This window comes from Yersinia sp. IP36721 (assembly GCF_003634395.1).
GTDB classification, from domain to species: Bacteria; Pseudomonadota; Gammaproteobacteria; order Enterobacterales; family Enterobacteriaceae; genus Yersinia; species Yersinia entomophaga.
Window position 1 is genome coordinate 131,103 of record NZ_QCZL01000004.1, and the last position, 18,299, is coordinate 149,401.

An 18,299-nucleotide genomic window follows, 5' to 3' on the forward strand; every position below is an offset into this window, starting at 1 on the left:
ACTGGGCTTCTTTTACTCAAGCTCTGCCATCAGTTTTACCAGGTGTTCAACGGCTTTCTGTTCGTCATCACCTTCAGCAGAGATGGTTACTACAGTACCTTGGGTCAGACCCAGAGTTTGTAGTTTGAACAGGCTCTTAGCGCTGGCGCTTTTGCCATTGGAAGTAACGGTAATTTCAGAAGCAAAAGCTTTGGCTTCTTTAACAAACTGTGCAGCAGGACGGGTGTGTAGGCCATTCGGTGCGGTAATAGTAACTTCTTGCTGGAACATTGTGTTTCCCCAACTTATTTTGGATTTATGTTGTGGAGCTAAAGTCTAGTGTAATTTCCTAACTTTAGCCTGTATTGGCTAGCGCCAGACTATGGAACAAAAAAGACAAGCTCTGATGCAACAGGAAACCAGAGTCATCGCCAAGGAGGATAACCTTCTCTTCGCGTTGTGTCTCCAATCCACATTATGTATGTCGCATATTACTCTTTTCAGCAAAATGATTAAATCGATTCAGCTAAAGTAACACACGTTGTGGGATTAATTTCACGCATCAAAATAATTGACCGGTTAAATACTAAACCCAGAGGGTAAAATCAATCGTTATGTAGTGAAAAATTTGACGTACACCACAAAAAAAAGCACCGCGAGGGTGCTTTTTTAGCATTTAGTGCGACCGTAAGCCTTACTGTTGCAGTTCTTGTTCCGTGAACAAATCTGCGAACAAAGCGGTGCTCAAATAGCGTTCACCCGAGGAAGGAAGAATAACCACAATTTCCTTGTCAGTAAAGCCAGCTTCTTCAGATAGCTTCACTGCGGCAGCAACGGCTGCACCGGAAGAAATACCGGCCAGAATGCCTTCTTCTTCCATCAGCCTGCGCGCCATGGCGATAGCTTCATCGTTGGTAATCAGTGCAACACGGTCGATTAAGGATAAATCCAGGTTGCCTGGAATAAAACCGGCGCCGATGCCTTGGATTTTGTGTGGCCCAGGTTTGATTTCCTGACCGGCCAGCGCTTGGGTAATTACCGGGGAATCCGTTGGTTCTACCGCTACCGTGGTGATGGCTTTGCCTTTGGTTTTTTTGATATAACGGCTAACGCCGGTCAAAGTGCCGCCGGTGCCCACGCCAGCAATAAATACGTCTACGCCGCCGTCGGTATCTTCCCAGATTTCCGGGCCGGTAGTTTTTTCATGGATTTCAGGGTTAGCGGGATTATCGAACTGTTGCAGAATCAGATAACGCTGCGGGTCGGTAGCCTGAATCTCTTCAGCCTTGGCAATCGCACCTTTCATACCTTTCGCGCCTTCGGTCAGTACCAAATTGGCACCTAGCGCTTTCAGCAGTTTACGGCGTTCAATACTCATGGTTTCAGGCATGGTTAGCGTCAGTTTGTAACCACGAGCGGCGGCAACGAAAGCTAGCGCCACGCCGGTGTTACCGCTGGTTGGCTCAACGAGTTCGATACCCGGCTTCAGCACGCCACGTTTTTCTGCGTCCCAAATCATGTTTGCCCCGATGCGGCATTTGACGCTAAAACTTGGGTTACGCGATTCGACTTTTGCCAGAACACGACCGTTGCCGATACGGTTCAGTCTAACTAACGGCGTATGGCCGATTGTTAAAGAATTGTCTTCATATATCTTGCTCATAGCCTGTCCTTTAACTCTATGAAAATGTAGGAAACGTTCAAAGCATACGCTAACAGGTCGGCTATGGAAGTAAAGAATTGGTATATCTATATGTGATTAGGAAATAAGTTTTTCCATCAATGAAAAGGGCGCGAAAACCGCGCCCTGACAGGCTTTAGCGACTAGGCTGAACAAACTGGTGACGGTAACGATCCACCCACATCGCGGTGGCTCCGCACACGGCAACGGGCATAATCATCAGATTCAGAAACGGAATCATGGTGAACACGCTGACCAATGCGCCAAACTGCAAATTATCGACTTTATTTTGCCGTAGGGCGCTGCGCATGTGCTGAAAGCTCACTTTATGGTTATCAAAAGGATAATCACAGTACTGGATTGACAGCATCCAGGCGCTGAACAGGAACCATAGCACCGGCGCCGCAGTCTGGCCTATGCCGGGCACCAGATACAGCGACAACAGCACTAAGGCACGGGGCAGGTAATACATCAGCTTGCGCCACTCTCGCGACATAATGCGCGGAATATCTTTAACGATGCCGAGGATTCCAGTGTCTGGCAGCGGTTTTCCGGTTAGCTCGCCCTCTAAATGCTCAGCGAGTAAGCCGTTGAACGGTGCAGCAATAAAGTTGGCTACCGTGCTGAACAAATAGCTGAATACCAAGAGCACTGAAATAACCATCACTGGCCACAATAGATAGCTGAGCCATTGTAGCCAGTCCGGCACGTAGCTCATTAACTGTGGCACCCAAACGTTAATTCGATTAAACAGCCACCAAAAAGCGCCGCCCATCAGTAAAATGTTGACCAATAGTGGCAAAATAACGAAGCGTCTAATACCTGGGCGAATAATTAACCGCCAACCTTCCACAAAATAGTGAAACCCGCTGGTGGTTTTTGTGTCTTTTTGCACGAGTGACATGCCTTCCATTTCTCTGTAACTGAATCGTCCAGCCTATCATATTGCTATCAATTTTCTCTGCCTAGTGCCATATTGGTTAATAAACGAACGAAATAGCTAGCATAATCATCTTTCTTAACAGAAAATCGAGCACGGACTTGCACTTGTGAACGTTGAGAAATAGAGTTAAAGGGTGAATGTTTGCCGCGGTGGCAATGTATTGGAACAACAGAGATAGTAATGATGCAGGATTTGCGTCTGATATTAATCGTTGTTGGCGCGATCGCCATAATAGCGTTGTTATTGCATGGTTTATGGACCAGCCGTAAAGAACGCTCTTCCCTATTTCGCGATCGCCCAGTTAAACGTCCGAAACAAGAACGTGATGAAACCCCGATCGAGACCTTCGATGAAGGGGTTGGAGAAGTGCGGGTACGGACTTCTCATCCACAGGATAAGCCTTCGTTAAGTCACGTTGATGACAACGATGAGGTGCCTATCATTCAACATACTGAGCCTAAACCGGCTTCGGTAAACGTAGCGTCTCGTCAAGCGCCGGTAGCCCCCGTGCAGCCAGAGTATGACGATCCGTTGCTGGGCGGATTCTCGCCTGAACAACCACCGCATGCCACATCGGGTGATCCGCTGTTGGGGTCGGCGACTGAATCCTATTCAGCCCCGGAACCAGCGCCAGAACCACAGCACGTTGAGCCTAAGCAGGCTGAACCGCAGCACGAACCTGTAGCTGCATCCGCTCCGGAAGTGAAGCAAGTTGCGAAACTGAAAGAAACGGTACTGGTTCTGCATGTTTCTGCCCACCACGGTGGTTCTATCGGCGGCGAAGTGCTATTGCAAAGCGTATTGCAGGCTGGTTTCCAGTTTGGCGAAATGGGCATTTTCCATCGTCATCTCAGCCCGGCAGGCAGTGGCCCAGTTCTGTTCAGTTTGGCGAACATGGTCAAACCGGGATCTTTCGATCCTGACACCATGTCTGATTTCTCAACGCCTGGCGTCTCCATGTTTATGATGGTGCCGTCTTATGGCGATGCGAATCAAAACTTTAAGTTGATGCTGCAATCGGCTCAGCGTATTGCCGATGACGTCGGTGGTGTGGTGCTGGATGATGAGCGTCGCATGATGACGCCGCAGAAGCTGGAGACCTATAAAGCCCGTATCCGTGAAGTTCTGGATGCGACTGCCGAATAGTAAGCTTAGATAGCGAAACGAATTAACCCGAACCCCCGCATGCCGGGGGTTTTTTATCTTTGATGGTGGGCCATGGAATCGATAATCCAACAACTTAATCAACTGCGAGCCTCACTGCGCCATCACGAACATCAATATCATGTGCTGGATGCGCCAGAAATTCCCGATGCAGAATATGACCGTCTGATGGGCGAACTGCGGGAGCTGGAAGCGCAACACCCCGAATTGATTACCGCAGATTCTCCTACCCAGCGTGTCGGTGCTGCACCTCTGGATGCCTTTGATCAGGTACGCCACGAAGTCCCTATGCTGTCTCTGGATAACGTATTTGATGAAGAAAGCTATCTGGCTTTCAATAAACGGGTTAATGACCGGCTGAAAATCGCAGAGCCGCTGACCTTTTGCTGTGAGCTAAAATTAGACGGTCTGGCGGTCAGTTTGCTGTATGAGGACGGCGAGTTAGTCCGCGCTGCTACCCGTGGTGATGGTACGACCGGTGAGAATATTACCGCCAACGTTCGCACTATTCGCGCGATTCCTTTGCGTTTGCACGGTGACAATATTCCGCGTCGCGTGGAAGTCCGTGGCGAAGTCTTTATGCCGCAGGCGGGTTTTGAACAACTGAACGAAGAGGCGCGACGTAAAGGTGGCAAAATTTTTGCCAATCCGCGTAACGCCGCCGCTGGCTCTTTACGGCAGCTCGATCCGCGAATTACGGCCAAACGGCCATTAACCTTTTTCTGTTATGGCGTCGGTTTGATGGACGGCGGCGAACTGCCTCGTAGCCATTTTTCACGCTTGCAGCAATTTAAAGCCTGGGGTTTGCCGGTCAGCGATCGCGTCAAACTTTGTACCGGGGCTGAACAGGTTATTGATTTTTATCATCAGGTTGAGCAAGATCGTGCCACTCTGGGGTTTGATATCGATGGCGTAGTGATCAAGGTTGACTCGCTGGATTTACAGGAACAACTGGGCTTTGTTGCCAGAGCGCCACGCTGGGCAACCGCGTTTAAATTCCCGGCGCAGGAACAAGTTACTCAGGTCCGCGAAGTGGAGTTTCAGGTTGGCCGCACCGGTGCTATCACGCCGGTAGCTCGTCTGGAGCCGGTGCAGGTGGCGGGGGTGATTGTTAGCAATGCGACCTTGCATAATGCAGATGAAATTGAGCGTCTGGGTCTGCGTATTGGCGATACCGTTATTGTGCGTCGCGCCGGTGATGTTATTCCGCAGGTAGTCGGCGTGGTGCTGGATGAACGGCCAGCCAATGCGCGGGAAGTGATATTCCCCGATCGTTGCCCGGTATGTGGCTCTGATGTCGAACGCGTTGAAGGTGAAGCCGTGGCGCGTTGCACCGGCGGTTTGTTCTGCGCCGCGCAGCGTAAAGAAGCGCTGAAGCACTTCGTTTCTCGTCGCGCGTTAGACGTAGACGGTATGGGCGATAAAATTATCGAACAATTGGTGGAGAAAGAATATGTCACCAATCCAGCCGATTTGTTTACGCTGACGGCTGGAAAACTGACCGGTTTGGATCGTATGGGGCCAAAATCGGCACAGAATCTGGTCGCCGCCTTGGAAAAAGCCAAGGAAACTACCTTTGCCCGCTTCCTCTATGCATTAGGGATTCGTGAGGTTGGTGAAGCAACTGCTGCCAATCTGGCCGCGCACTTCCGCACGTTGGATAATCTGCGTTCAGCGGATGTTGAAGCGCTGAAAGCCGTACCGGACGTGGGTGAAGTGGTCGCTAAACACGTGCTGAATTTCCTATCGGAAGAACATAACCAGCAGGTTATCTTTCAGCTTGAACACGTGGTGCGCTGGCCGGAGCCACAGCGGATTATTGCGGAAGAGATCGACAGTCCTTTTGCTGGAAAAACCGTGGTATTGACCGGCTCTCTGAATATTCTTTCCAGAGATGAAGCCAAGGATCGCCTTACCGCGTTAGGCGCGAAAGTTAGCGGCAGCGTGTCGAAGAAAACCGATTTGGTGATAGCCGGTGAAGCCGCGGGCTCAAAGCTGGCAAAAGCGCAGGAATTGGGTATTAAGGTGATCGATGAAGCCGAGATGATCCGTTTGCTGGGCGAATCAGAATAAACCTGAAACCCGCCGTTGCCGCGGTGGGTTTGGCCTGAATGGCTGAGAGGTGTGGAGTAGGGTGTGGAAAAAGAAAACCTGATTGAAATAGCCAATACCCGTATGCCTTTTGGCAAATACCAAGGGCGAGTTTTGATCGATTTACCGGAAGAATACCTATTGTGGTTTGCCCGTAAAGGAGAGTTTCCTCAGGGTAAATTGGGCATGCTGATGGAGCTCACGATGACGATCAAAATGGAAGGGCTAGAAGGCCTGGTTAAACCTCTTAAAAAAGACTGACATACCATGATGGCGACACTATTTTTGCTTCAGTGCTCGCCATCATTAATTCATCTATCTTATCCAACCCATTAAGAAATAAACGTTAATCTGACTCTGCTCCGTCGGGCGATTAATATCGTCTCCAGCCGTTGGGCTGTTGTCGGGGCTGTCTGATTGCTGCGTGTTTTCCGCTTCTTTAGCCTGAATCCGGGCGACTTCGGCCTGCAATGTCTTAATTTTATTTGGAATCAGCTGTTGCTGCTTTTACTTTTCATCGGCGCTGAGATCCGAATCTTTAATGGTACTGAGCTTTTCCGTTAACGTCCGAATTAGCTAAGTTGGCGCTTTTGCCTGTGAGGTATTGCGGTTATCGCTGGAACTGGCGATGGCAGAGGCGGCTGAGATGGTATTCGACATTTCTATTCTTCAAAACAGATAGGGAATAAGGCTTATTAGGGTTTCTGTCTTTAACGGTTGACGCGGCTTTTACACAATCCTTTCACTGACTGAACGCTGGCTTATCACACGGTATTATTGGGTTATATTTGATACCAGAGAATTGAACGTGCAAAAGGGCGGGTAGATGAGCGCGGGGAAAATCCCATAAAGCTGCAGAGTCCAAACGCAATAAAACCAGCCATAAGCTGGTTTACGCGTAAATGGGTGGAAGCGGGCTAATACGGCAGCCAGTCGAATTAAGCCTTAGACATAGATATTAATCTGATTGCCAGCGCGATTTTGCCCATCGTCAGCGCCGACGCGGGTTTTGTTGACGCTATCTACTGCGGTCAGGGCGGGTTTGTTACTCTGCGCATGGGTTGTTTTGATGGCGAGCAGATCGTCCTTACCCTTTTCTGCCTCTTTGGCCTGAATTCTGGCAATTTCTGCATAGAGGGCTTTGATCTGGTTGGAAATCAACTGCTGTTGCTTTTGTATTTCCTCTTTCGATAAGCCGGAGTCTTTTAGCTCGGACAATTTCTCCGTCAGATCCTGTATTTGCTGGTGCAGCGCTTTGATCTGAGATTGGGTGTCGCTACCGGTACCTGAGGTGCTCGCCTTGTTATGTTGGGCTATTTGCGGTAACGGGGCTGCTGTAGTAATAGTATTGGACATCCTTTTCTCCTAATAATCATGTGGGGATTAAGAGGTTTATCGGCATAATCAGCTGATTCTTTAGTCAGTTGTCGGATATTCATATAGCTTGAGACTGGCCGCTGTAGACCAAACGCAGTTTAGGCCAGAGGCTTAGCCAACCTTTATCGGTTACTCGCTGATGAAAGGTCGCCAGATCGCCGTTTTTATCATTGAAAGTAATCGTTGAGGTAAACAAAGCCTGTAAACCCAGAGGCGCAATCAAAGTGAGGCTATCATCCGCTTCCAGCCGCACTCCGATAGCGGTTTCGACCTCGACCCAATAGCTGATTGCGTCCGCGGTGTTCAAATAAGGGGGACGGTTGCTGCGCAAGTGCATACGCGCCTGATTTTTTACCGACCACGGCAGCGGAGATTGCATCAGAAGCTGCGCTTCTAACTCTTTATCGCGCTGTGGGTGAATGTTATCGCGGTCAAAGTAGACCAGATCGATATCATTCAGCGCAGTGCTGTCGGCATAATCCTGCAGCCGGTCCCATACCAGATTACGCACAAAACCGGCAGCCAAACACCATTGGCTTAATCCTAATTGACGGGCATGACGTAGGGCTTCCATGCGTTGGCTATCGGACTGTATCCACTCAATAATTTGCTGTTGCTGAGGCATAGAAATCCAAACTGATTTATCTGATGAATAAGCGAGAAATAGCATACCAGCCCGGAAGGGCGAATAGGTAGCGACCGGATCAGTTGTTTTTTGAATAGCAGAAAGCAAAAGACCGGCCATAGGCCGGTCTTTTAAATGGTGGTGGAGCTAGACGGGATCGAACCGTCGACCTCTTGCATGCCATGCAAGCGCTCTCCCAGCTGAGCTATAGCCCCACAAATGTGGTGTAGTACTGGAATTTATACTGAAAATTATTTGTACCGCCAATCAACCTTAATTGCATTCAATCAAGCGAAGTTTGGTGGAGCTAGACGGGATCGAACCGTCGACCTCTTGCATGCCATGCAAGCGCTCTCCCAGCTGAGCTATAGCCCCAATGTACACATAATAAATCGTGTGAACGGGGCGCATGATATGAAACCGCAGAAACAGTGTCAACGGCTAATTCCATTTCTGTGTTTAAGCGCTGAAAAAGCCGCCAAATCAGCATAAAAAGCACAGAATAATGGATGACGTATCACAGCTTTCACTTTTATAAAGATGAAAAAAAGCGGCCAATTCAGGCCGCTGTGAGACTCGAAAAAACGAAAGTCTTACTGTTGCGCTTCGCGTTGAGCGATAAATGCCAGCGCTTTATCGATACGAGATAGCGAACGTGACTGACCGATAGCATAAACGGTGACGTCCATGCCTGGGGACTGACCTGCACCAGTCACGGCTACACGCAGTGGCATACCGACTTTGCCCATACCTACGCCGAGGTCGTCTGCGGTGCTCTGAATCGCATGATGAACGTTTTCAGCTGTCCAATCGGTAATGGCAGCCAGTTTAGCGCGTACCGCTTCCAATGGCTGACGAGCAACTGGACGCAGGTGTTTTTTAGCCGCATCTGCGTCAAACTCGTCAAACTCTTCATAGAAATAGCGGCAGGATTCGGCCATTTCTTTCAGTGTCTTGCAGCGTTCGCCCAGCAATTTAACGATTTCAACCAACTCAGGGCCGTTGCGGGTATCAAAACCTTGCTGTTCGATATGCCAAGCCAGATGGACTGCCACCTGCTCCGGCGGCAGAGTATTAATGTAATGATGGTTCAGCCACTGTAGTTTTTCCGTATTGAAGGCGCTGGCGGACTTACTGATGGCATCCAGAGTGAAGAGTTCTTTCATTTCTTCAACGGAGAAAATTTCCTGATCGCCATGAGACCAGCCCAAGCGAACCAGATAGTTCAGCAAGGCTTCTGGCAGATAGCCATCATCGCGGTACTGCATAACGCCCACCGCGCCGTGGCGTTTGGACAGTTTTTTACCGTCGTCGCCCAGAATCATGGAAACGTGAGCATAAACTGGAACCGGAGCGCCCAGCGCTTTCAGAATGTTGATCTGGCGTGGTGTATTGTTGATATGGTCTTCACCTCGGATAACGTGGGTGATTTCCATATCCCAGTCATCAATAACAACGCAGAAGTTATAGGTCGGAGAACCATCGGTACGGCGAATGATTAGATCATCCAGTTCCTGGTTGCTGAATTCGATTGGCCCGCGGATTTTGTCATCAAAGATAACGGAACCTTCCTGCGGGTTACGGAAACGCACCACGCATGGCTCATCGGCGCTGTGGGTGCAATGGCTGTCGCGGCAGTGGCCGTCGTAGCGAGGTTTTTCGCCGTTAGCCATTTGGGTTTCACGCAGTTCGTCCAGACGCTCTCTGGAGCAGTAGCAGCGGTAGGCGGTGCCGTTTTCCAGCATTTGATCGATTACCGCGTTGTAGCGGTCAAAACGTTTAGTCTGGAAGTATGGGCCTTCATCCCAATCCAGGTTCAACCAGTTCATCCCGTCCATAATGGCGTCAATGGCTTCCTGAGTAGAGCGCTCCAGATCGGTGTCTTCTATACGCAATACAAATTCACCACCTAAATGACGAGTGAATAACCAGGAATACAAGGCGGTACGTGCGCCACCTACGTGGAGGTAGCCGGTAGGACTGGGTGCAAAACGGGTTTTGATTTTCATTGGGATCAAGTGCCTTATTACGCTACGCCTGTCGGCAGAGGCCGACGATTGCTCGGAATTTGAAAAAAGTAGGCCACATTCTATCACTCTGCCCCAATTCCTCAACGCCGTTCCGGAGTAGACTGATAGTATTCGTGGTGTTTATGGCTAAAGAAACGTCAACCTTGGTGATAAATATCGCATCCTGTTTAAAATTGCGGCGAACGATTGTTTTCGTTCTAAAAAGCGTTGACTCACTTCGAACTATCCCTATAATGCGACTCCAACAACACGGCGGGGCGATTAGCTCAGTTGGTAGAGCATCTCCTTTACACGGAGGGGGTCATCAGTTCGAATCTGGTATCGCCCACCACTCATCACTCATTGAGTTGTTCAGCAGTACCGTTGTAAGTAAGAAGTGGGCGATTAGCTCAGTTGGTAGAGCATCTCCTTTACACGGAGGGGGTCATCAGTTCGAATCTGGTATCGCCCACCACTCATCACTCATTGAGTTGTTCAGCAGTACCGTTGTAAGTAAGAAGTGGGCGATTAGCTCAGTTGGTAGAGCATCTCCTTTACACGGAGGGGGTCATCAGTTCGAATCTGGTATCGCCCACCACTTCTTAAGACTTCGGGTCGTTAGCTCAGTTGGTAGAGCAGTTGACTTTTAATCAATTGGTCGCAGGTTCGAATCCCGCACGACCCACCATCTCCTTCTCGCATCAGTAAACTCCCAAAAAAAATAACATACTGCACGATTCGTGTGGGTGAGACCTGCGTTCAGGCTCGAGCCAAGCAAAGCACGCACCATTCCTATTTCCATTTTATCTCCGTCAAATTTCCCTAAAACCGCGGTTTTCAGCCATAACGCTTTTGCCTAGGTTCACTTATTGCGCTTCGTATCCTCTAAATAGCTTGCTGAAAAAACCTCGCTTATACGGGTAAATAGATTATTTCATGCGTATAAAGCCAGTAGAGAGGCTGACGCAGCGTAGGTTAACGAGGAGTACGGAAATAAGCCGAGCTTTCTCATAAGGCGCAGGGAGCAGTAAGGGCGCTTAATTCAATTTAGGGGAAGTGCTGTGGCGTAGGATGTTACGGCTGCTGGGCGGCTGATAAGATGGCTGGGAAAAACGGCGTGACATGTTACTGATGACTGAAAGATTGAAGAAACTGTGGGCATAAAAAAAGGCGCCGCAGCGCCTTTTTCATCAACCGACTTAGATTAAAGCACCAGACCCGCAATAGAGGCGGACAGCACGCTAACCAGCGTTGAGCCGTACAGCAGTTTCAAGCCGAAGCGTGAAACCACGTTGCCCTGATGCTCATTCAGCCCTTTAATCGCACCGGCAACAATACCGATGGATGAAAAGTTAGCGAAAGAAACCAGGAATACGGACAGGATACCGACGCTGCGCGGAGACAGTTCGGAAGCCACTTTTTGTAAGTCCATCATGGCAACAAATTCGTTAGAAACCAATTTGGTTGCCATGATACTACCGACCTGCAGCGCTTCATGAGTTGGGACGCCCATAACCCAGGCAAACGGGAAGAAGACGTAACCCAGAATACCCTGGAAGCTAATACCAAATGCGAAGGTGAACAGGGCGTTAACTGCAGCGATCAGCGCGATAAAACCAATCAGCATAGCGGCAACGATAATCGCAACCTTGAAACCGGCCAGGATGTATTCACCCAGCATTTCAAAGAAGCTTTGGCCTTCATGCAGCGTACCCAGTTGTAGCTCTTCTTCTTCGCCCACTTTGTATGGGTTAATCAGTGACAGCACGATAAAGGTACTGAACATGTTGAGTACCAGCGCGGCGACAACAAATTTAGCATCCAGCATCGACATATAAGCACCAACGATCGACATGGAAACCGTCGACATCGCAGTGGCAGCCATGGTGTACATGCGTTTTTCAGACATCTTGCCTAAAATGTCTTTATAGGCGATAAAGTTTTCTGATTGACCAAGGATCAGCGAGCTGACGGCGTTGAAAGATTCCAGCTTACCCATGCCGTTCACTTTAGAAAGCAGGGTACCGATCAGACGAATAACCACAGGCAACACTTTGATATGTTGCAAAATACCGATCAACGCGGAAATGAAGACGATAGGGCAAAGCACTCTCAGGAAGAAGAAGGCCAGACCTTTGTCACCCATATTGCCGAAAACAAAATCGGTACCGGTCGCGGCGAATCCGAGTAATTTGTCGAAGAAGGCGGCGAATCCTTTCACAAAACCCAGGCCCACTTCCGAATGAAGGAAGAAGTATGCCAATAGCACTTCAATAACCAATAACTGAATGACAAACCGAATGCGGATGCTCTTGCGGTCTTTACAAATTAGCAGAGCCAAAATGGCTACGACGACCAAGGCCAACGCAAACTGCAGAATATGGGACATGTGTGCTCCAAACTTGAGGCAGGCTAGATTTCGGAGGTCATTTTATGTAACGCCAACATTAAAAACGAGACATTGATTGCAAATATAAAAAGTCACCTGAATATTTGCAATTAAATTAATAGGTTTCGTCACAAAACGACGCATGTTAAAAATTTTCTTTATTTGTAGCGTGATGGTGCTAATTTGTTGAGAGTTCTTGCGCAAAAAGCCGCAGGGTTTAGTGAATACAAGCACAGATTTCCAGAAAGTAAAACCCGGCTATTGAAACAGCGATCTTGGCGGGTGGTTATTCAGAAAGATTGGCTATCAGAGAGATAAGTTTTACCAATGCAAATGCGCTTGATAATTATTATCATTTAGATAATATGAGATAGACATAATATCTCTAAGGGCAAAATTGATATGATGAATAGCCGCGCTACCGCTTCAGAGGGTCGTACATCAAGGAAGGTGAAGCTTTCCTTGATGGGGCCAGCATTTATCGCGGCTATCGGTTACATCGATCCCGGTAATTTTGCTACCAATATTCAGGCCGGAGCCTCATTCGGTTACACCCTGCTTTGGGTCGTGGTGTGGGCCAATCTGATGGCAATGCTGATCCAACTCCTCTCCGCAAAACTCGGAATTGCTACCGGTAAAAATTTGGCGGAACATATTCGAGATCGTTTTCCGCGTCCTGCTGTCTGGGCTTATTGGGTTCAGGCAGAAATTATCGCTATGGCAACAGATTTAGCCGAATTTATTGGGGCGGCTATAGGATTTAAATTATTGCTCGGGGTGACGTTATTAGAAGGCGCCATACTCACCGGTATTGCCACTTTCCTCATTCTGATGCTACAAAATCGCGGACAAAAACCCTTGGAGCTGGTCATTGGTGGCCTGCTGGTGTTTGTCGCCGCTGCTTATATTGTCGAACTGATCTTTTCCCAACCTGAAGTTAGCGCCTTGGCGAAGGGAATGCTGATTCCCGATTTACCAAACGGCGATGCCGTATTTTTAGCCGCTGGAGTCCTGGGGGCGACGATTATGCCACACGTTATTTATCTTCATTCCTCCCTGACGCAAACCGGTGGAAAGGAATCAAAAGCCGATCGTTATGCCTCGACCAAACTAGACGTAGCCACCGCCATGACGATCGCAGGCTTCGTGAATTTAGCCATGATGGCAACGGCGGCAGCCGCTTTTCATTTTAACGGTTATGGCAGTATCGCCGAAATTGAACAGGCTTATCTCACGCTGCAACCTTTATTGGGTCACGGGGCGGCGACAATCTTCGGTCTGAGTCTGGTTGCCGCCGGGTTGTCGTCTACCGTGGTAGGCACGTTGGCGGGACAGGTAGTGATGCAAGGCTTCGTCCGTTTCTATATTCCGATTTGGATACGCCGCTGTATCACTATGTTGCCATCATTTGTGGTGATTATGATGGGAATGGATGCAACCCGAATATTGGTGATGAGCCAGGTTTTGCTGAGTTTTGGCATTGCGTTGGCGCTAGTGCCTCTGCTGTCCTTTACTGGCAATCGGGAATTAATGGGAGAAATGGTTAATTCCCGTTTGGTTCAGAACATTGGGAAACTGATCGTCGTGGTTGTGGTGGGGCTAAATCTATATTTACTCATTAGTCTGGCTTAATAAAATTCGGATAACCGGCGGATTGTTAGTGAATACCGCCGGTATTGTTTTTAATCATCGTGGTCGTGATGATGGTGGCGACCATGATGTTTATTCTGTTGTTTTTTGTACTTTTTATACGCGTGCTTATCGTATTTCCAATAACGCCCATCGTGGTAATAGTAGTTTTTCTTCCACCAGTCCTTATCTCGCCAGCGATGGCCGTCCCAGTAATGGCCGCGTCGACTGCGTTCACCTACATCCTGCCCCTGATGCCCTTGCCACCATTGACGATCGCGCCAGTCATAACCATCCCAGTAGTTCCCATTTCTATCCTGTTCGCCGATCTGTAAAGAGACGCCAGGAAGGAGATTGATACTGACGGCCTGCGCCTGCTGTGCCAAAGGTAATGTAGCCAGCACGACAATCAGCAATAGGGGTTTTAACACGATAATTTCCTTCTTTATCTGTCGGTTGTGATAAAAACTGAGCCGACAGTGAGTCACGCAATATTAAGATATTAATAAAATAAATAGAATCTAGCGTTCAGATAAAACTGGAAAACAATGCTTTAGGAATTATCTGCCTGTTCATCATAAAGATGAAGGAGGGCGGATAATTCGCCCTCTGGTGATGTGTAAAGTGGGAAAGCGATTACAGCAGGATGGATTCTATACGCGCTATCTCCTCAACACTAAAGTGAGTATTAGTCAGGGCAGTTACCGCATCCTCAATTTGTGCCGTTTTACTGGCGCCAATCAGCGCGGAGGTCACTTTGCCCTCACGCAGCACCCAAGCCACCGCCATTTGCGATAACTTTTGCCCGCGATCCGCTGCTAGATCGTTTAGTTGGCGTACTTTTGCCAGTTTTTCCTCGGTAATTTGCGCTGGATTAAGGAATTTACTGCCGCTGGCAGCACGGGAATCCTGAGGAATGCCGTTGAGATAGCGATCTGTCAGCAGCCCGCCCGCCAGCGGTGAAAAGGCGATGGAGCCGACGCCAAATTCTGTCAGGACATCCTGCAAACCGTCCTCGATCCAGCGTTCGAACATAGAATATTTTGGCTGATGAATCAGGCAAGGCGTACCAAGGGCTTGCAGAATAGTCAAAGCCTGCTGCGCCTGTTCTGCGGGGTAGTTGGATAGCCCGATATACAGCGCCTTACCCTGTCGTACCAGCAAATCCAGCGCTTTCATTGTCTCCTCTAAAGGCGTCTGCGGATCGGGTCGATGGTGGTAGAAAATATCCACATAGTCTAATCCCATGCGCCGCAAGCTCTGATTCAGGCTGGCCACCAGATACTTCTTCGAACCCCAGTCGCCATAAGGGCCGGGCCACATGGTGTAACCCGCTTTAGAGGAGATAATCAGCTCATCACGATAAGGCTGCAGATCTTGCTGCAAGATTCGGCCAAAATTCTCTTCGGCTGAACCTGGCGGCGGCCCGTAATTATTCGCCAAATCGAAATGGGTAATCCCATGATCGAAGGCACAGTGAATCAGATTTCGGCTGTTTTCAAACAGTGTTGCATCGCCGAAGTTATGCCATAAGCCGAGAGAAATAGCCGATAGTTTTAAACCGCTGTGACCACAGCGCCGATACTCCATGTCTTGATAGCGGATAGGGTTAGCTTGGTAAACCATGACAATCCTTAAGAGGAATAGGGCAGATAAATGAGTGTAAGCCTTTTCACTCATTCGGTTCGCCAGCGGGATCACAAGGCCCATAAAGTCACGAAATATTTACAGTGCAGGATTGCTATTAATTCTAACGCATTAGATAAATTTAATTATTAGCTAATACTTTGCTTATGAACTTTTTATATGTTGGTTTTTTTCCTAAGGATCACGCGCGCTATGAAAAGTAGTGTTTATAAAGTTGCCGATTATTTGCTGGATCGCTTGGCGCAAATTGGAATCAAACACCTGTTTGGCGTACCGGGGGATTACAATCTCCAGTTTTTGGATCATGTCATCGCTCACCCGCAGATTGACTGGGTGGGATGTGCGAACGAACTCAATGCGGCCTATGCTGCAGATGGTTATGCGCGTACTCAGCCTGCTGCCGCGTTGCTCACCACCATGGGCGTGGGCGAATTAAGCGCTATCAACGGCATTGCGGGGAGTTTTGCCGAATTCTTGCCGGTGATCCACATCGTCGGGATGCCGGCACAGCACTCCCAGCAAAAGAAAGAGCTGATACACCACTCTCTCGGTGATGGTGATTTTAGCCACTTTTCGACTATGGCTGAAATGGTTAGCTGCGCTCAGGCCAATCTCACGTTGACCAACGCTGCCAGCGAAATAGATAGAGTAGTGGCAGCTGCGCTTGCTCAACGCAAACCGGTTTATTTACAACTTCCTTCCGATGTGGCAGAGATGCCGATCGACGCCAAACCCAATTCGCTGGCGTTTCAACAAGCGCCGTACTCATCTCAGTCATTGCGGGATTTTATCGACGCGGCGAGAGAGTCACTTGCTTCAGCTCGCCATGTGGCTGTATTGGCAGATTTTTTAGTGGATCGCTTTGGCGCTACCCAGCAATTAAGAAATTGGCTAAGCCAAACTCATTTACCCTATGCGACATTACTGATGGGGAAAGGTATTGTAGATGAATCTCGCGCAGAGTTTATTGGTACTTACAGCGCAGCACCCAGTGATGAGCGGATTAGATTAACGATTGAAGGAGCGGATGTAGTTATTACCGTTGGCGTATGGTTTGTCGACACCATAACCGCCGGATTTAGTCAGCAAATTTGTACGGAAAGACGCATTGATATCTGCCCTTTCGAAGCCAAAGTGGGTTCGCGTGTATTTAGCCAAATCCCGATGACTATAGCCATTGATGCGCTGGCAAAACTGAGCCTGGAATTACAGCATGAATGGATACAGCCCGATGTTTACCATTGCCCGTTGCCGCCTTCTTTAGCACAACATCTGGATCAGCAAACATTTTGGTATCACATTCAGACGTTTTTGCGGCCCTTTGATATTGTGCTGGCCGATCAGGGTACGGCTTGCTTTGGTGCCGCAGCTCTGAGATTGCCCAAGGATGCGATATTTATTACCCAATCGCTGTGGGGCTCCATCGGATTTAGCTTGCCGGCGGCCTATGGCGTGCAAACCGGCAATCCGCAGCGTCGAGTCATTTTACTGATTGGGGACGGTGCCGCTCAGTTAAGCATTCAGGAACTGGGATCAATGCTGCGGGATGGGTTAAAACCCATTATTCTCTTGTTGAATAACAATGGCTACACCGTAGAAAGAGCTATTCACGGCGAAAATCAACCCTATAACGATATATCTACATGGAATTGGACTCAGTTACCGCAGGCGTTTGGGGCGGGTAGCGAAGTCATATCCCTGAAAGTGAGTGAGCCAGAGCAATTACATAAAGCATTGCAATTGGCTGATCAAAACTCGCAGCTAGTATTTATCGAAGTTGTTCTACCGCAGATGGATATATCACCACTGCTGAGGAAAGTTACGGAATCTCTGCGAAACAGAAACGCCTCAACTTGATATCCGTGGTGATTGGCTGCCCGTAAGCTGTTCTAACAGCCAGAAACCGGCTGGTCCCGGCGGGTTTTTTTTCGACCATACCGCATCCAGAGAAATCATTTTTGGCCAACCAACCGCAGAGAGCTCAACCAATTGATTACGGCTGAATTGTTTCACCATCCAACGTGGCAGGATTGCCCAGCCAAAGCCCTGCTCCGCCATTTCTAACAGCATTAAATAGCTTGGCGCTGACCAAACCGGCCCTTGAGCCGTATTTTTATCTGTTTGCGCATAGGTGTTCAGACGCAGTTGCCGCACGGTGGCCAGTTGTTCAGGTTGGATTTGTTGGCACTGAGCTAGCGGATGATTCTGTTGGACAAACAGCGCCATACAGGACTGTTCTGGCAGAAGGCTGACGCCAATATCTGGCGGGTAATCTTTTTGGACTTCAACCATACCCAAATGAGCGCGACCATCTTGCAGTAACCCAATAACATCATCGGCCTCAGCAATCATGCATTCGAATTCAATATCAGGATAGCGCTGCTCAAAACGTTGCATTAGAGCTTCGTGGTGAGTGGGTTGATATATATCTGAGAGTACAAAACTAAGACGAGGCTCTACTTTATCCGCCAAGCGAATAGAAAGATGATCCAAACGCTCGCTGGCAGCCAAAATTTCCTGAACCTGCGCCAGAACGCGACGCCCGTGAGCCGTGAGCACCGGCTGGCGTGCTTGCCGATCGAACAAGACTAACCCCAAATCTGCTTCCAAATTGGCAATTGCAGTGCTGATGGTGGACTGACTTTTACGCAGTTTACGAGCGGCAGCAGAAAAAGATCCCTGAGATGCGGCTTCGACGAATGCAATTAACGCTTCCGGTGAATAGTGCATTATCTATCTACTTAATCGATGGCTTCTATTTTTAA

General features: G+C 48.8%; 15 protein-coding genes, 6 tRNA genes and 1 pseudogene. 9 read left to right on the top strand and 13 right to left on the bottom strand.

All coding sequences use genetic code 11. The annotated features are described in order from the left end of the window. Positions 1–12: 12 nt before the first annotated feature. The 3 genes from ptsH to cysZ all read right to left on the bottom strand — a co-directional run bounded on the left by ptsH (position 13) and on the right by cysZ (position 2,564). Positions 13–270, bottom strand: coding sequence for a phosphocarrier protein Hpr (gene ptsH, locus DBA33_RS05695; protein WP_049596929.1), 258 nt, complete (start codon positions 268–270; stop codon positions 13–15). A gap of 403 nt (positions 271–673) precedes the next feature. Continuing rightward, positions 674–1,642 carry a cysteine synthase A gene (cysK, locus tag DBA33_RS05700; protein WP_064517035.1) on the bottom strand — a complete coding sequence of 323 codons (969 nt, stop codon included), beginning with the start codon at positions 1,640–1,642 and terminating at the stop codon, positions 674–676. A 154-nt stretch (positions 1,643–1,796) separates the two neighbouring features. Beyond that, positions 1,797–2,564, bottom strand: coding sequence for a sulfate transporter CysZ (gene cysZ / locus DBA33_RS05705; RefSeq protein WP_120805846.1), 768 nt, complete (start codon positions 2,562–2,564; stop codon positions 1,797–1,799). A gap of 219 nt (positions 2,565–2,783) precedes the next feature. On the opposite strand from cysZ, the gene zipA reads away from it, so the two are divergent. From zipA to DBA33_RS05720, 3 genes are all read left to right on the top strand, one after another. Next, positions 2,784–3,749: a cell division protein ZipA gene (gene zipA, locus DBA33_RS05710; RefSeq protein ID WP_064517039.1), complete on the top strand. Its 966-nt coding sequence runs from the start codon at positions 2,784–2,786 to the stop codon at positions 3,747–3,749. Positions 3,750–3,821: 72 nt separating this feature from the next. Then, the gene (gene ligA, locus DBA33_RS05715) at positions 3,822–5,840 is read left to right on the top strand and encodes an NAD-dependent DNA ligase LigA (RefSeq protein ID WP_064517041.1); all 2,019 of its coding nucleotides are present in this window, start codon (positions 3,822–3,824) and stop codon (positions 5,838–5,840) included. Positions 5,841–5,903: 63 nt separating this feature from the next. Continuing rightward, positions 5,904–6,119: a DUF3820 family protein gene (locus DBA33_RS05720; RefSeq protein WP_064517043.1), complete on the top strand. Its 216-nt coding sequence runs from the start codon at positions 5,904–5,906 to the stop codon at positions 6,117–6,119. 54 nt (positions 6,120–6,173) lie between these two features. Here DBA33_RS05720 and DBA33_RS21235 read toward each other — a convergent pair. The 6 genes and pseudogenes from DBA33_RS21235 to gltX form a co-directional block, all read right to left on the bottom strand. Then, positions 6,174–6,518 (bottom strand): annotated as a pseudogene (locus DBA33_RS21235) (FlxA-like family protein). Between the two features lie 285 nt (positions 6,519–6,803). Then, a complete protein-coding gene (locus DBA33_RS05730; protein WP_064517045.1) occupies positions 6,804–7,214 on the bottom strand; it encodes a FlxA-like family protein in 411 nt (136 codons plus the stop codon). A gap of 79 nt (positions 7,215–7,293) precedes the next feature. Continuing rightward, positions 7,294–7,860, bottom strand: a complete 567-nt coding sequence (locus tag DBA33_RS05735; RefSeq protein WP_064518497.1) for a nucleotidyltransferase family protein — start codon at positions 7,858–7,860, stop codon at positions 7,294–7,296. Positions 7,861–7,999: 139 nt separating this feature from the next. After that, positions 8,000–8,075, bottom strand: a tRNA-Ala gene (locus DBA33_RS05740). Positions 8,076–8,159: 84 nt separating this feature from the next. Beyond that, positions 8,160–8,235 (bottom strand) — tRNA-Ala (locus DBA33_RS05745). 218 nt (positions 8,236–8,453) lie between these two features. Further along, positions 8,454–9,869: a glutamate--tRNA ligase gene (gltX, locus tag DBA33_RS05750; protein ID WP_064517047.1), complete on the bottom strand. Its 1,416-nt coding sequence runs from the start codon at positions 9,867–9,869 to the stop codon at positions 8,454–8,456. A 276-nt stretch (positions 9,870–10,145) separates the two neighbouring features. Here gltX and DBA33_RS05755 point away from each other — a divergent pair. From DBA33_RS05755 to DBA33_RS05770, 4 genes are all read left to right on the top strand, one after another. Continuing rightward, a tRNA-Val gene (locus DBA33_RS05755) sits at positions 10,146–10,221 on the top strand. Positions 10,222–10,268: 47 nt separating this feature from the next. Next, positions 10,269–10,344: transfer RNA gene (locus DBA33_RS05760), tRNA-Val, on the top strand. A gap of 47 nt (positions 10,345–10,391) precedes the next feature. Continuing rightward, positions 10,392–10,467, top strand: a tRNA-Val gene (locus DBA33_RS05765). A 14-nt stretch (positions 10,468–10,481) separates the two neighbouring features. Continuing rightward, positions 10,482–10,557, top strand: a tRNA-Lys gene (locus tag DBA33_RS05770). Positions 10,558–11,073: 516 nt separating this feature from the next. Here DBA33_RS05770 and DBA33_RS05775 read toward each other — a convergent pair. Next, positions 11,074–12,258: a NupC/NupG family nucleoside CNT transporter gene (locus DBA33_RS05775; protein ID WP_049596937.1), complete on the bottom strand. Its 1,185-nt coding sequence runs from the start codon at positions 12,256–12,258 to the stop codon at positions 11,074–11,076. Positions 12,259–12,654: 396 nt separating this feature from the next. Between DBA33_RS05775 and DBA33_RS05780 the strand changes: the two genes are divergently transcribed. Further along, on the top strand, positions 12,655–13,890 hold the full coding sequence (locus DBA33_RS05780) for an Nramp family divalent metal transporter (protein WP_276148113.1): 1,236 nt from the start codon (positions 12,655–12,657) through the stop codon (positions 13,888–13,890). A 50-nt stretch (positions 13,891–13,940) separates the two neighbouring features. Here DBA33_RS05780 and DBA33_RS05785 read toward each other — a convergent pair whose 3' ends face one another. Then, positions 13,941–14,318 (bottom strand): DUF2502 domain-containing protein, encoded by a 378-nt coding sequence (locus DBA33_RS05785; protein WP_064517050.1) that lies wholly within the window; start codon positions 14,316–14,318, stop codon positions 13,941–13,943. Positions 14,319–14,523: 205 nt separating this feature from the next. Next, positions 14,524–15,513 carry an L-glyceraldehyde 3-phosphate reductase gene (gene mgrA, locus DBA33_RS05790; protein WP_064517052.1) on the bottom strand — a complete coding sequence of 330 codons (990 nt, stop codon included), beginning with the start codon at positions 15,511–15,513 and terminating at the stop codon, positions 14,524–14,526. Positions 15,514–15,726: 213 nt separating this feature from the next. On the opposite strand from mgrA, the gene DBA33_RS05795 reads away from it, so the two are divergent. Beyond that, on the top strand, positions 15,727–17,391 hold the full coding sequence (locus tag DBA33_RS05795) for a thiamine pyrophosphate-binding protein (RefSeq protein ID WP_064517054.1): 1,665 nt from the start codon (positions 15,727–15,729) through the stop codon (positions 17,389–17,391). Here DBA33_RS05795 and DBA33_RS05800 read toward each other — a convergent pair. Then, complete coding sequence (locus tag DBA33_RS05800; protein ID WP_064517056.1) at positions 17,383–18,264, bottom strand: LysR family transcriptional regulator; 882 nt, start codon at positions 18,262–18,264, stop codon at positions 17,383–17,385. The two genes, DBA33_RS05795 and DBA33_RS05800, sit on opposite strands and share 9 nt — an antisense overlap. Positions 18,265–18,299 lie beyond the last annotated feature (35 nt).

Bases quoted from the DNA above. Each gene is read 5' to 3' on its own strand.
- DBA33_RS05735 (WP_064518497.1), bottom strand. From the start codon at position 7,860: ATGCCTCAGCAACAGCAAATTATTGAGTGGATACAGTCCGATAGCCAA.
- DBA33_RS05795 (WP_064517054.1), top strand. From the start codon at position 15,727: ATGAAAAGTAGTGTTTATAAAGTTGCCGATTATTTGCTGGATCGCTTG.
- ligA (WP_064517041.1), top strand. From the start codon at position 3,822: ATGGAATCGATAATCCAACAACTTAATCAACTGCGAGCCTCACTGCGC.
- cysK (WP_064517035.1), bottom strand. From the start codon at position 1,642: ATGAGCAAGATATATGAAGACAATTCTTTAACAATCGGCCATACGCCG.
- ptsH (WP_049596929.1), bottom strand. From the start codon at position 270: ATGTTCCAGCAAGAAGTTACTATTACCGCACCGAATGGCCTACACACC.
- gltX (WP_064517047.1), bottom strand. From the start codon at position 9,869: ATGAAAATCAAAACCCGTTTTGCACCCAGTCCTACCGGCTACCTCCAC.
- zipA (WP_064517039.1), top strand. From the start codon at position 2,784: ATGATGCAGGATTTGCGTCTGATATTAATCGTTGTTGGCGCGATCGCC.
- mgrA (WP_064517052.1), bottom strand. From the start codon at position 15,513: ATGGTTTACCAAGCTAACCCTATCCGCTATCAAGACATGGAGTATCGG.
- DBA33_RS05775 (WP_049596937.1), bottom strand. From the start codon at position 12,258: ATGTCCCATATTCTGCAGTTTGCGTTGGCCTTGGTCGTCGTAGCCATT.
- DBA33_RS05730 (WP_064517045.1), bottom strand. From the start codon at position 7,214: ATGTCCAATACTATTACTACAGCAGCCCCGTTACCGCAAATAGCCCAA.
- DBA33_RS05800 (WP_064517056.1), bottom strand. From the start codon at position 18,264: ATGCACTATTCACCGGAAGCGTTAATTGCATTCGTCGAAGCCGCATCT.
- cysZ (WP_120805846.1), bottom strand. From the start codon at position 2,564: ATGTCACTCGTGCAAAAAGACACAAAAACCACCAGCGGGTTTCACTAT.